Below are 12,836 nucleotides of genomic sequence, written 5' to 3' on the forward strand. Positions count from 1 at the left end.
ATATTAAATTATTCAGCTTTAGAAGCTTTGAAGTTTGTAGTTACAGTAACAGCTGGGCCCATAGTTGTGCTAACTGTGATGTTACGCATGTATTGACCTTTTGCTGCTGCTGGTTTAACTTTTACTAATGTGTCAAGAAGTGTCTGTAAGTTTTCAACGAGTTTTTCGTTATCGAAAGAAACTTTACCGATTGGCACATGTACGTTACCAGCTTTATCTGTTCTATATTCAACTTTACCTGCTTTAATTTCATTAACAGCTTTTGTTAAATCCATTGTAACAGTACCAAGTTTAGGGTTTGGCATTAAGCCACGAGGACCGAGGATTTTACCTAAACGACCTACAACACCCATCATATCAGGAGTAGCTACTGTAACATCAAAGTCACACCAGCCCTCTTTAATTTTTGCAACGAATTCATCGGAACCAACATAGTCAGCTCCAGCAGCTTGTGCTTCAGCAACTTTATCGCCTTTAGCAAAAACTAATACTTTTTTAGATTTACCAGTGCCATGTGGTAATACAACAGCACCGCGAACTTGTTGATCAGCATATTTAGGATTAACACCTAAACGAACAGCTACATCAACGCTTTCATCAAATTTAGCAGTAGCAGTTTTTTTAACTACTTCAATTGCTTCTACTAAATCATATGCTTTACCAGCTTCAACTAATTTAGCTGCGTCCTGGTATTTTTTACCAAATTTAGCCATTATAAAATTCTCTCCTTTGTGGTTTTAACGGTATAAGCCTCCCACAGTCAAGTATCTTATCTCAACTAATAAAATTAGTCAACGATTTCGATACCCATGCTGCGTGCAGTACCTTCGATCATGCGAGTTGCAGCTTCAATATCTGCAGCATTAAGGTCTTGCATTTTGCTTTCTGCAATTTTCATTGCTTCAGCACGTGGTAATTTAGCCACTTTCTTTTTATTAGGTTCACCAGATGCTTTTTCAATGCCAGCTGCTTTCTTTAATAATACAGCTGCTGGTGGAGTTTTTGTAACAAAAGTAAAGGATCTATCTTCAAAAACTGTAATTTCTACTGGGATAATTAAACCGCCCTGTTTAGCAGTTCTTTCGTTGAATTCTTTAACGAAAGCCATGATATTTACACCAGCCTGACCTAAAGCAGGACCAACTGGAGGAGCAGGAGTAGCTTTACCAGCGAGAACTTGCAATTTTACAAGTTTAACAACTTTTTTTGCCATTGTTATTTACACCTCCTTAGGATTATGGAATATAACTATATGTTATATTTAAATTTGCTGATTTATATTTTTTCTATCTGATCGAAATCTGCTTCAATAACAGTTTCACGACCAAACATATCAACAACGCCTTTAATCTTACTCTTACTATAATCAATTTCTGTTATAGTTGCAACAAAATTTTCAAAAGCACCAGAAGTAATATTTACTTGGTCACCCACTTCAATATCAAGTTCTGCTGGTTTATCCATACCCATTGCTTTTAAAATTCTATTTGCTTCTTCATCTGTTAATGGAACAGGTTTTGTATTTGAACCAACAAATCCTGTAACACCTGGTGTATTTCTTACAATATACCAAGAACGTTCATCCACTATCATTTCAAGTAAGACATAACCTGGAAAAATTTTTCTTTCTACTACTTTTTCTTTGCCATTTTTCTTTTCAGTCTCTTTTTCTACAGGCACGATTACATTGAAGATTTTGTCTTCCATACCCATGGAGTGGATTTTTCTTTCAAGATTAAGTTTTACTTTATTTTCATAACCAGAATATGTATGGATTACATACCATTTTTTTCCTAGTTCCATCTTTTCTAATTCCATGTCAAGGGACAAGACATCTCCACCTCCTGTATTTAACGTAAAATGAGATCAAATATACGGGCAAAAACAGTATCACATATCCAAATTAAAGCACAAACAAATGCCACCGCAACGAAAACTACTCCTGTATAAGAGACAAGTTCTCTGCGAGTAGGCCAAACAACTTTTTTTAACTCTGTTTTTACACCAGATAAGAATCCTATTATTCCGGATTTTTCCTGATTTACTGGAGTATTTTCATTCTGTGCCATTTTTTCACTTCCTCACACTACTACAAAGGAAAACCTTATTTTGTTTCTCTGTGTAAAGTATGTTTTTTACAGAATTTGCAATACTTTTTCATTTCAATTCTATCAGGATTATTTTTTTTGTTTTTATTAGTCTGATAGTTGCGCTGTTTGCATTCAGTGCAGGCTAAAGTAACAGCATTGCGCATCTCATGCACCCCTCTTTACATCATTTAGTATAATATTCGTTCGTCTTATAAACGTCGCCTATATAATTTATCACAATTAAAAACATGTGTCAAATAAATAACACGACTTCAGGCGAAATTGAACTACCAAAAACGCCTGACACTGAAAATATTATCATTTCTTATTGAATATTTAAACGAGATATTCAAACCTACCAACATAAATAAAGCCCCAATTAAGGGGTTGTTGTTTTGATTGGTGGCGGCGCAGAGATTCGAACTCCGGACACTGCGGGTATGAACCGCATGCTCTAGCCAACTGAGCTACGCCGCCATATTATATTTTTTTGGAGCTGATGACCGGGATTGAACCGGTGACCTTATCCTTACCAAGGATACGCTCTACCGACTGAGCTACACCAGCAGAATCGGCTTTGGTTGCGGGGAGAGGACTTGAACCTCTGGCCTTCGGGTTATGAGCCCGACGAGCTACCAACTGCTCCACCCCGCGATTTGGTAAAGAATATGGAGCTGGCGAGAGGAATCGAACCCCCAACCTGCTGATTACAAGTCAGCTGCTCTGCCAATTGAGCTACACCAGCGTTTCTCGCTTTCGTTTGTCAGCACCGTGCTGACAGGTAATAATGTTATCATAAGATAATCCATTTGTAAACCCCTTTTTTGAAAAAAATTAAAAAAAACTTAAAAAAAGTTGTTTTTGCCCATAATCATCACACTTATATATATTAATTAAGGATATCTTTTTCTCTCCAAAAACTTTAATAAAATCTTATTTTTTTATTAAAACTACTGTATTTTTAATAAACTAAAAAACTATTTCATTTTTTTATAATAGATTACCAACAAAAAAAGATTTTAATTTAAATTACTTTTGCTAATATATAATAAAAATTGTATAATAGGTATCATATATTATGTATTTAATATATATAAATTACATAAATATATTAGATTGGAGTTAGATTAATGTTAGAATTAAAAAATCTATCATTTTCTGTTGATGATGGAAATAAAACTAAACAAATTCTTAAAGATATCAATTTAGTTATTGATGATAAAAAATTTACAGTAATCACTGGCCCAAACGGCGGTGGTAAATCCACTTTAGCCAAAATAATCATGGGCATTGAAAAACCTACCAGTGGTAAAATCTTATTTAATGGAGAAGATATCACTGATTGGGACATTACTAAACGTGCTAATGCTGGCATCAGTTTTGCGTTCCAGCAACCAGTCCGCTTTAAAGGTATCGGTGTTAAAGATTTACTCAGCTTGGCTGCTGGTGAAAAATTATCCACAAGTGGTGCTTGCACATATTTATCTGAAGTTGGTCTTTGTGCTGCTGATTATGTAAATCGTGAAGTAGATACATCTCTATCTGGTGGCGAAATCAAACGCATTGAAATCGCTACTATTTTGGCCCGAAAACAAACAAAATTGGCTGTTTTTGATGAACCAGAAGCTGGCATTGATTTATGGAGTTTCCAAAAACTCATCAGTGTTTTTGAAAAATTACATGAACAACAACAATCAATTATGATCATCTCTCACCAAGAACGTATCTTAAATATAGCTGACCAAATTGTATTAATCGCCAATGGTTCTATTAAACAAATTGGTACAAAAGAAGAAATCATGCCTCAGCTCATGGAAGTTGCTGGTGTTTGTGATTTCTATAAAAAATAGGAGGACTCCTCATGTTAGATAATCTAGAAAAAGATTTATTAGAAAAAGTAGCTGGTATTAAAGATAAACCACAAGGTGCTTATAATATCCGTTTAAATAGTAAAGCTGTTGATAGAGCTTCTAGTAAAAATATAACTATAACTAAAAAAGAAGATAAAGATGGCATTGATATCCGCATTGCTCCAGGAACAAAAAAAGAAGTTTGCTACATTCCTGTTATCATGGATAAATCTGGCGTCAATGAATTAGTATATAATGACTTTTTCATCGGCGATGATTGTGATGTGACCATTGTCGCTGGCTGTGGTATCCATAACTGTGGCAATGCAGACTCTGAACATGATGGTATTCATGCTTTTTATATAGGTAAAAACTCTAAAGTAAAATATTTAGAAAAACATTATGGTTCTGGCGATGGTGATGGTAAACGCATCATGAACCCTACAACAATTGTTGAAATGGATGAAAATTCCTATATGGAAATGGAAACCACTCAAATTCGTGGCATTAACTCTACTAAGAGAATTACTAAAGGAACTGTCGGTAAAAATTCTACTTTAATAGTCAAAGAAAAACTTTTAACTCATGGAAATCAATATGCTGAAAGTGATTTTGAAGTAAATTTAGATGGTGAAAATTCTCACTCTAATATCATCTCTCGAGCTGTAGCACAAGAAAAATCCAAACAGATTTTTATAGCAAAAATCTACGGCAATAATAAATGCCATGGTCACTCTGAATGCGATGCCATCATCATGGATGATGCTACAATCTCTGCAATTCCTGAAATCAAAGCAAATCACCCTGAATCAAATTTAATTCATGAAGCAGCTATCGGTAAAATTGCAGGAGAACAATTAATAAAATTAATGAGTTTAGGCTTAACTGAAAAAGAAGCTGAAAATCAAATTATAAATGGTTTCTTAAAATAAAATAGAAAGGCTCCAAATAAAATCTCTAATTTGGAGCCTTTTTTAGCAGGAATAAAAAATTTTTAAACGAATATTATTTATTAATTAAATTTTATTTAGGAGGTTTTTTCATGAAAAAACTAATTACTATATTTTCATTGTTAGCAATCATGCTCTTTAGTATATCTACAGCATTTGCAGCTAATGAAAAAATCACTATGATGGATGAAGACTATAACTTAAAAAATATTCATACATTGGCTATTTATACACCAAATTATAAACCTTCTGCTTTGAGCATTGAACGCAAAGCTAAATTAGAAAATGCCCCTGAATTAATCACTCCTGATATGTTGACAGACGTTATTTTTAAAGTGGCTAAAGAAGATGAAGTTACATACACTTTACTATCTGATAAAGATGTAATTCAAAATATAAAAGCTACTACAGGCACTGATATCACTACTTTATCTAATCGTGAAGCACTAAGTATTTATAAAGATAATATCAAAAATTACGCTGATGCTTATGTAATTTTCACATTTGCTAATGATAGCCGTGTAGTTATGTTTGCTGATGTATATGATGCTAAAGATAATCACTGGATTTGTTCCTATCAAATAATTGGCGGCGATACCGAAGATGATAATTTAGAAAATTATTCCATGTTTATGCATAAATTCTTCCGTACATTAAGCCTTCAAGCACAAAAATAAACATAGTTTATAAATATTAATTTATGGTATATATATTCTTTTAGTCTATATATACCATTTTTTTATTATTTTTTTCAAAAAAACTATTGAAATTTTATGCGATTAGGATGTATAATTATAACCACCTTATTTGATTAGCGTTTTTTCTATTTTGTGTTATAATTTATTTACATGTTAACACTATCTATTTCTTTATAATTTGAAGTGTTAGGATCTAATTTTTTCAATGGAGGATATCATGATTAGAGTAAGTATTATCGGTGCTACTGGCTATGCTGGTGCAGAACTTTTACGTTTACTGTACAATCATCCCCAAGTCCAAGTAGTACATATCACCTCAGAAAGCTATACTGGTAAAAAAATTTCTGAAGTATATCCTCACTTACGAGGATTATATGACCAAGAATTAATCAGTATGAAAGATATGGATACTATTGCTAATGATAGCGATTTTGTATTTATAGGTCTTCCTCATGGTCATGCTATGGAAGTAGGTAAAGCTTTAGCCAATACCAATGTTCGTATTATTGATTTAGGTGCAGATTACCGTTTTGATGATACAGATATCTATGAAGCATGGTATAAAGTAGCTCATACACATAAAGACGCACCTCGCGTTTATGGTCTAGCTGAACTTTATCGCGAAGATATTAAAAATGCTAAAATTATCGGCAATGCTGGTTGCTATACTACAGCTAGTATCTTAGCTTTAGCACCACTTGTAAAAAATGAATTTATCGAACCAAATACTATTATCATTGATGCTAAATCTGGTACATCCGGTTCTGGTCGCTCAGCTAAACAAATGACACATTATCCTGAGCTTTATGATAATTTCAAAGCTTATGGCGTAGCTACACATCGTCATACACCTGAAATCGAACAAGCTTTAGGTCATTTATGTCATCGTAAAGTTACTTTGAATTTCACACCTCATTTAGTACCAATGTCTAGAGGTATTTTAAGTACTTGTTATGCAAATATTAAACAATGGGTAACTCCTGAAATGATTGATAAAGCATATACTGATATGTATGGCAATGAATTCTTCATTCGCCTGCTAGGTCGTGGTGCTTATCCATCTACAAAAGAAGTTCGCGGTTCTAATTTTTGCGATATTGGTTGGCATATCGACCTTAGAACTGGTCGCATAATCGTCCTTTCCGCTATCGATAATTTAGTAAAAGGTGCCGCAGGACAGGCTATTCAAAACTTCAATATTGCTTGCGGTTTTGATGAAAAAACTGGTTTAGATTTTACTCCAATCTATCCATGACAATTCGGAGGTATATTTATGATAAAGAAAGATACTCAAGGCGTAACATTCGCTAAAGGTTTTACAGCAGCGGGTGTTAAAGCTGGCATAAAAAAAAGCGGTAACTTAGATGTTGCTGTTATTTATACAAAAACTAAAGCAGCTGTAGCAGGAACATTCACTCAAAATAAAGTAGCTGCTGCTCCTGTTTACGTATCCAAAGAAGTAGTTGCTACAGGAACTGCTCATGCAATCGTAGCTAATGCTGGCTGTGCTAACGCTTGCACAGGTCAACAAGGCTTAGATGATGCTCATAAAATGGCACAAATCGCAGCTGATGAACTCGGTGTTAATGCTGATGATGTAATCGTTGGTTCCACTGGTGTTATCGGTGTTAATTTACCAATGGATAAACTTGAAACTGGTATCAAAGATGCTGTAGCTCATTTATCTACAACTGGAAGTGATGATGCTGGTAGAGCTATTATCACTACTGATACTCATAGCAAATGCGTAACTTGCGAATTCGAATTATCTGGTAAAACTGTTCGCATGGGTGCTATTGCTAAAGGTTCTGGTATGATCCGTCCTAATATGGCTACAATGCTTTGCTATATCACAACAGATATCGCAATTGATCAACCACTTTTACAAAAAGCTGTGTCTGGTTGCGTAGAAAAATCCTTCAACATGATTTCCGTTGATGGTGATATGAGTACAAATGATATGGTAATCGTACTCGCTAACGGCGAAGCAAATAATGCAAAAATCACAGAAGAAAACGCTGATTATCAAATCTTCTTTGATAAACTCATGATGCTTTGCACAGAACTTGCAAAACAAATTGCAGCTGATGGTGAAGGTGCTAGCAAATTCTTAACAATCAATGTAAAAGGTGCAAAATCTTTTGCTGATGCTAAAACTGTAGGTATGGCAATTGCTAATTCTCCACTTGTAAAAACTGCATTCTTCGGTGAAGACCCTAACTGGGGACGTGTAATCTGTGCTGTTGGTTACTCTGGTGCAGATATGGTTCCTGAAAAAACTGTTGTAAAATTCGGTGGCATTACTATTTTTGCTAATGGTACTGGTGCAACTTATGATGAAAAAGCTCTCACTCATGTTATGAAAGAAAAAGATATCGTTATCGATATTGAATTAAATATGGGACAAGAAGATGCTACAGTTTGGAGTTGTGACCTTTCTTACGAATATGTAAAAATCAATGGGGAGTATCACACCTGATGAGTAATTTAAATAATTTTTCCGCTGAAGATAAGGCTTCTATTCTAGTAGAAGCCCTTCCATATATTCAAGAATTCTATGGCAAAACCATCGTTATCAAATACGGTGGTAATGCCATGATAAACGATACTTTAAAAGAACAAGTAATGAAAGATATCGTACTTATGAAATATGTTGGTATTCGCCCTGTAATCGTTCATGGTGGCGGTCCTGATATCACATCTTTCTTAAAAAAATTCGGCAAAGTAACTGAATTTGTAAGCGGTCTTCGCGTTACTGATAAAGAAACTGTGCAAATCGCTGAAATGGTACTTGCTGGTAAAATCAATTCTGAAATCGTAAATCGTTTAAATCGTCTTGGTATTCGTGCTGTTGGTTTAAGTGGTAAAGATTCAGATTTAATTATCGCTCATAAAAAATTAGCAGAAGTACATAATGGTACAGATGCTATTGAACAAGTAGATATCGGTTATGTTGGTGAAGTAGAAAAAATCAATACAGCTTTAATCAATGATTTACTAGATAATGATTATGTTCCTGTAATCGCTCCAATCGGTGCAGGTCATGCAGATGAATCTTTCAATATCAATGCTGATTATGTAGCTGCTGAAGTTGCTGGTGCACTTCAAGCTGAAAAACTTTTACTCTTAACTGATACTAAAGGAATTTATCGTGATTTTGAAGATAAATCTTCCTTTATCTCTACACTCACTCAAAGCGAAGCTAAAAAACTCATCAATGATGGCAGTATCGGCGGTGGCATGATACCAAAAGTAGAAGCATGTCTTCATGCTCTCGATAGCGGTACTGGCAAAGCTTGTATCATTGATGGTCGCGAAGCTCATTCTTTAATTCTCGAATTATTTACTTCTCAAGGTATTGGTACAGAAGTAGTTCGCTAATTCGATAGAAGGAGAGAGAATTTATATGTTAACTAATCAAGAAATTTTTGCTAAAGACAAAAATGATTATTTACCTGTCTTTGCTCGTTATAATATAGTTTTAGACCATGGTGATGGTCCATATGTTTATGATACACAAGGTAAAAAATACATTGACTTTTTAGCTGGTATCGCAGTAAACGTTGTTGGTCATAATTACAAACCACTTGTTGAAGCAATAAGTCATCAAGCTGCAAAAATGATACACTGCTCCAATCTTTATTACACTGAAGTTCAAGTTGAAGCAGCAGAAAAACTCAAAAATTTAAGTGGCATGGATAAAGTGTTCTTTGGAAATTCCGGTGCAGAAGCTAATGAAGGTGCCATCAAACTTGCTCGTAAATATGCAACTAATATTGATCCAGAAAAAATTCAAATAATATCTGCACTTCATAGTTTCCATGGACGTACTATTGCCACATTGACTGCTACAGGTCAAGATCATTATCATCATGGCTTTGGTCCATTACCTGCTGGTTTTGACTATGTGCCATACAATGATATTCAAGCACTCGAAGCAAAAATGAGTGATAAAACTTGTGCTGTAATGCTTGAAGCTATCCAAGGTGAAGGTGGCGTTCATGTCCCTGATCCAGATTATTTACCAAAAGTACGTGCTTTATGTGACAAGTACAATGCCGTTTTAATCTTCGATGAAGTTCAATGCGGTATGGGCCGTACTGGTACATTCTTTGGTTGTCAACAATTTGGTGTAAAACCAGATATTGTAACACTTGCAAAAGGTCTCGCTGGCGGTGTGCCAATCGGTGCTTTCATGGCAACAGACAAAGTTGCTAGTGCCTTCCATGCTGGAGACCATGGTTCCACATTTGGTGGTAATCCACTTGCTTGTGCAGCAGCTTGCGTTGTTTTAGATGCCTTAATTGATGGCAATCTCATGGAAAATGCCAAAGAAATAGGTGCTTATCTTCAATCTAAATTTGAAGCATACAAAGCAAAATATCCAAATTTAATCAAAGAAGTCCGTGGTCGTGGTTTAATTTTAGGTATGGAACTTACTCGTCCTGGCCGTGAAATTGCAAACGAATGCTTAGACTATGGTGCAATCATCAATTGCACTGCTGGCAATGTACTTCGCTTTGTACCACCACTTAATATCACTAAAGCTCACGTTGACGAATTAATCTCTGTTTTAGATAAAGTATTACCAAAATACGCTTAAAACTTAACGAGGAGGAAATATTCATGCTAAAAGGCAAAGATTTATTATCTATACATGATTTAACTTCTGATGAAGTAATGGAAATTTTAGATTTAGCTCATGAATTAAAAGCTAAACAAAAAGCTGGCGTTGAACACCATCTTTTAAAAGGAAAAACTCTCGGTATGATTTTTGAAAAATCTTCTACTCGTACTCGTGTTTCCTTTGAAGTTGGTATGTATCAATTAGGCGGACAAGCATTATTCTTATCCAACCGTGACCTTCAAATCGGTCGTGGCGAACCAATCAAAGATACTGCTCGCGTTCTTTCTCGTTATCTTGACGGTGTAATGATCCGTACTTTCGGTCATGACAAAGTTGAAGAATTTGCTCAATATGCTAGCATTCCTGTTATCAATGCACTCACAGACTTACTTCACCCTTGCCAAGCTTTGACAGATCTTTTAACAGCTCAAGAACATAAAGGCAAAGATTTAAAAGGCTTGAAAATGGCTTATATTGGTGACGGCAATAATATGACTCATTCCTTGATGTATGCTTGTGCTAAAGTAGGTATGAATTTTGCTAGTGCTAGTCCAAAAGGCTATGAACCAAATGCTCAAGTAGTAGCAAATGCTAAACTTGATGCCGCAAAAACAGGTAGCAATATTGAAATTTTAAATGACCCATATGAAGCTGCTAAAGATGCAGATATTTTATATACTGACGTTTGGGCAAGTATGGGACAAGAAGCTGAACACGATGCTCGTGTAAAAATCTTCAAAGATTATCAAATCAATAACGAACTTCTCAGCGTAGCTGATAAACGTGCTGTAGTAATGCATTGTCTTCCTGCTCATCGCGGTGAAGAAATCGCTGAAGATGTTCTTGAAAAAAATGCAAATGTCATCTTTGATGAAGCCGAAAATCGTCTTCATACACAAAAAGCAATCATGGCTCTTTTAATGGGCTGATAAATCTGTTAATATATCTAATAGCCATACATAATATGACTATTTAAAAATCGTAAATTTAAGGAGTTGTAATTTAAATGGAAAATATTAAAAAAGTAGTTCTTGCTTACTCTGGCGGTCTTGATACTTCCGTTATCATTCCATGGCTCAAAGAAAACTATAATGGTTGCGAAGTTATCGCAGTTTGTGCTGATATCGGACAGGGCGATGAATTAAATGTTGTTCATGATAAAGCTTTAAAATCCGGTGCTTCTAAAGTTTATATCGAACATTTAACTGAAGACTTCGTAGAAAACTATGTATTCCCAACATTAAAAGCTAGTGCTGTTTATGAAGGTAAATACCTTTTAGGTACTTCCTTTGCTCGTCCACTTATCGCAAAACGCCTTGTTGAAATTGCAAAAGCTGAAGGTGCTGATGCTATCGCTCATGGTGCTACTGGTAAAGGTAATGACCAGGTTCGTTTCGAACTTTCTGTAAAAGCTCTTGCTCCAAATATCAAATTAATCGCTCCATGGCGTGAATGGGAACTTCGTTCTCGTGAACAAGAAATTGCTTATGCTGAAAAACATGGTATTCCAATCGCTACAGAAAACAAAACTTACTCCATGGATAGAAATATCTGGCATTTAAGCCATGAAGGTTCTGACCTTGAAGATCCTTGGAATGCTCCAAAAAACAGCATGTATTTAATCAGTAAAGCTCCAGAAAATGCTCCTGATGAAGCTGAATATGTAACAATTGACTTTGAAAAAGGTATTCCTGTTGCTGTAAACGGTGAAAAACTTGCTCCTGTTGCACTCCTTGAAAAATTAAATGAAATCGGTGCTAAAAACGGTGTTGGTATCACAGATATCGTAGAAAATCGTCTTGTTGGTATGAAATCCCGTGGTGTATATGAAAATCCAGGCGGAGCTATCTTATATGCTGCTCATCAAGAACTTGAATATCTTTGCCTCGACCGTCAAACTCTTCATTATAAAGAAACAGTTGCTATCAAATACGCTGAACTCGTTTATGATGGTATGTGGTTCTCCCAACTTCGTGAAGCTCTTGCAGCATTCGTTGATGCAACTCAAGAAACAGTTACTGGTACTGTTAAACTTAAACTTTATAAAGGCAATATTTGCCCAGCTGGTGCAAAATCTCCATACTCCCTCTACAGCCAAGAATTCGTAACATTTGAAGAAGACGATGTTTACAACCAAGCAGATGCTACTGGATTCATCAACCTCTTTGGTCTTCCACTCAAAGTTCGTGCATTAATGAAAGAAAAAGCAGGTTTAAAATAATGGCAGAACAAATGTGGGGCGGTAGATTCGCCAAATCTACAGATGAAATGATCAATGAATTTCAGGCTTCTATTAACTTTGACAAACGCATGTATCATGAAGATATAGCTGGTAGCATAGCCCATGCTACCATGCTTTGCAAAGTTGGTATTTTGACTGAAGAAGATAAAAATAATATTATCTCTGGCTTAAAAAATATTTTAGCTAAAATCGAACAAGGTGATTTTGATTTTTCTGTTGACCTTGAAGATATTCATATGAATATTGAAAAACGTCTTACTGAAGCAATCGGCGAAGCTGGCGGTCGTCTTCACACTGCTAGAAGCCGTAATGACCAAGTAGCACTTGATTATTGTGAGCTGCACACTTGTGATTTTAATCATGAGTTAGGCGAACAAAA

At 35.3% G+C, this 12,836-nt stretch carries 15 protein-coding genes, 4 tRNA genes and 1 other annotated feature (1 of these 20 cut by a window edge); of the genes, 10 read left to right on the plus strand and 9 right to left on the minus strand.

The genetic code is table 11. The features are described 5' to 3' along the window. Positions 1–2, minus strand: a sequence feature (ribosomal protein L10 leader region); it reaches 141 nt to the left of the window's first position. A 6-nt stretch (positions 3–8) separates the two neighbouring features. The 9 genes from rplA to Q5I67_RS01950 form a co-directional block, all read right to left on the minus strand. Further along, positions 9–713, minus strand: a complete 705-nt coding sequence (gene rplA / locus Q5I67_RS01910; RefSeq protein ID WP_296896982.1) for a 50S ribosomal protein L1 — start codon at positions 711–713, stop codon at positions 9–11. Positions 714–787: 74 nt separating this feature from the next. Beyond that, positions 788–1,213, minus strand: a complete 426-nt coding sequence (rplK, locus tag Q5I67_RS01915) for a 50S ribosomal protein L11 (RefSeq protein WP_008538898.1) — start codon at positions 1,211–1,213, stop codon at positions 788–790. A 62-nt stretch (positions 1,214–1,275) separates the two neighbouring features. Then, positions 1,276–1,803, minus strand: coding sequence for a transcription termination/antitermination protein NusG (gene nusG / locus Q5I67_RS01920; protein WP_302486191.1), 528 nt, complete (start codon positions 1,801–1,803; stop codon positions 1,276–1,278). Between the two features lie 47 nt (positions 1,804–1,850). Continuing rightward, positions 1,851–2,069, minus strand: a complete 219-nt coding sequence (gene secE, locus Q5I67_RS01925) for a preprotein translocase subunit SecE (RefSeq protein WP_296899253.1) — start codon at positions 2,067–2,069, stop codon at positions 1,851–1,853. Positions 2,070–2,104: 35 nt separating this feature from the next. Continuing rightward, complete coding sequence (gene rpmG, locus Q5I67_RS01930) at positions 2,105–2,254, minus strand: 50S ribosomal protein L33 (RefSeq protein ID WP_008538901.1); 150 nt, start codon at positions 2,252–2,254, stop codon at positions 2,105–2,107. Between the two features lie 236 nt (positions 2,255–2,490). After that, a tRNA-Met gene (locus Q5I67_RS01935) sits at positions 2,491–2,567 on the minus strand. 14 nt (positions 2,568–2,581) lie between these two features. Beyond that, a tRNA-Thr gene (locus Q5I67_RS01940) sits at positions 2,582–2,657 on the minus strand. 11 nt (positions 2,658–2,668) lie between these two features. Continuing rightward, positions 2,669–2,744 (minus strand) — tRNA-Met (locus Q5I67_RS01945). 15 nt (positions 2,745–2,759) lie between these two features. Further along, positions 2,760–2,835, minus strand: a tRNA-Thr gene (locus Q5I67_RS01950). A 385-nt stretch (positions 2,836–3,220) separates the two neighbouring features. On the opposite strand from Q5I67_RS01950, the gene Q5I67_RS01955 reads away from it, so the two are divergent. The 10 genes from Q5I67_RS01955 to Q5I67_RS02000 form a co-directional block, all read left to right on the plus strand. After that, positions 3,221–3,940, plus strand: coding sequence for an ABC transporter ATP-binding protein (locus Q5I67_RS01955; RefSeq protein ID WP_296899250.1), 720 nt, complete (start codon positions 3,221–3,223; stop codon positions 3,938–3,940). Positions 3,941–3,951: 11 nt separating this feature from the next. After that, the gene (locus Q5I67_RS01960) at positions 3,952–4,872 is read left to right on the plus strand and encodes a SufD family Fe-S cluster assembly protein (protein WP_008538904.1); all 921 of its coding nucleotides are present in this window, start codon (positions 3,952–3,954) and stop codon (positions 4,870–4,872) included. Positions 4,873–4,982: 110 nt separating this feature from the next. Then, complete coding sequence (locus tag Q5I67_RS01965; protein WP_296899247.1) at positions 4,983–5,567, plus strand: hypothetical protein; 585 nt, start codon at positions 4,983–4,985, stop codon at positions 5,565–5,567. Positions 5,568–5,808: 241 nt separating this feature from the next. Continuing rightward, complete coding sequence (argC, locus tag Q5I67_RS01970) at positions 5,809–6,843, plus strand: N-acetyl-gamma-glutamyl-phosphate reductase (protein WP_296899255.1); 1,035 nt, start codon at positions 5,809–5,811, stop codon at positions 6,841–6,843. Between the two features lie 18 nt (positions 6,844–6,861). Further along, the gene (gene argJ, locus Q5I67_RS01975; RefSeq protein WP_302486180.1) at positions 6,862–8,067 is read left to right on the plus strand and encodes a bifunctional glutamate N-acetyltransferase/amino-acid acetyltransferase ArgJ; all 1,206 of its coding nucleotides are present in this window, start codon (positions 6,862–6,864) and stop codon (positions 8,065–8,067) included. Then, positions 8,067–8,969: an acetylglutamate kinase gene (gene argB / locus Q5I67_RS01980; RefSeq protein ID WP_075555153.1), complete on the plus strand. Its 903-nt coding sequence runs from the start codon at positions 8,067–8,069 to the stop codon at positions 8,967–8,969. The genes argJ and argB overlap by 1 nt, the downstream gene beginning before the upstream one ends. Before the next feature lie 25 nt (positions 8,970–8,994). Continuing rightward, positions 8,995–10,191, plus strand: a complete 1,197-nt coding sequence (locus Q5I67_RS01985) for an aspartate aminotransferase family protein (RefSeq protein WP_302486181.1) — start codon at positions 8,995–8,997, stop codon at positions 10,189–10,191. A gap of 23 nt (positions 10,192–10,214) precedes the next feature. Beyond that, positions 10,215–11,144 carry an ornithine carbamoyltransferase gene (gene argF, locus Q5I67_RS01990; protein WP_302486182.1) on the plus strand — a complete coding sequence of 310 codons (930 nt, stop codon included), beginning with the start codon at positions 10,215–10,217 and terminating at the stop codon, positions 11,142–11,144. A gap of 77 nt (positions 11,145–11,221) precedes the next feature. Continuing rightward, positions 11,222–12,436: an argininosuccinate synthase gene (locus tag Q5I67_RS01995; RefSeq protein WP_302486183.1), complete on the plus strand. Its 1,215-nt coding sequence runs from the start codon at positions 11,222–11,224 to the stop codon at positions 12,434–12,436. Then, positions 12,436–12,836 (plus strand): lyase family protein (locus tag Q5I67_RS02000; RefSeq protein WP_302486184.1); only part of this gene is annotated, 401 nt, incomplete at its 3' end. The genes Q5I67_RS01995 and Q5I67_RS02000, both read left to right, overlap by 1 nt.

The sequence above is a fragment of the uncultured Megamonas sp. genome (assembly GCF_958438645.1).
Classification (GTDB): domain Bacteria; phylum Bacillota; class Negativicutes; order Selenomonadales; family Selenomonadaceae; genus Megamonas.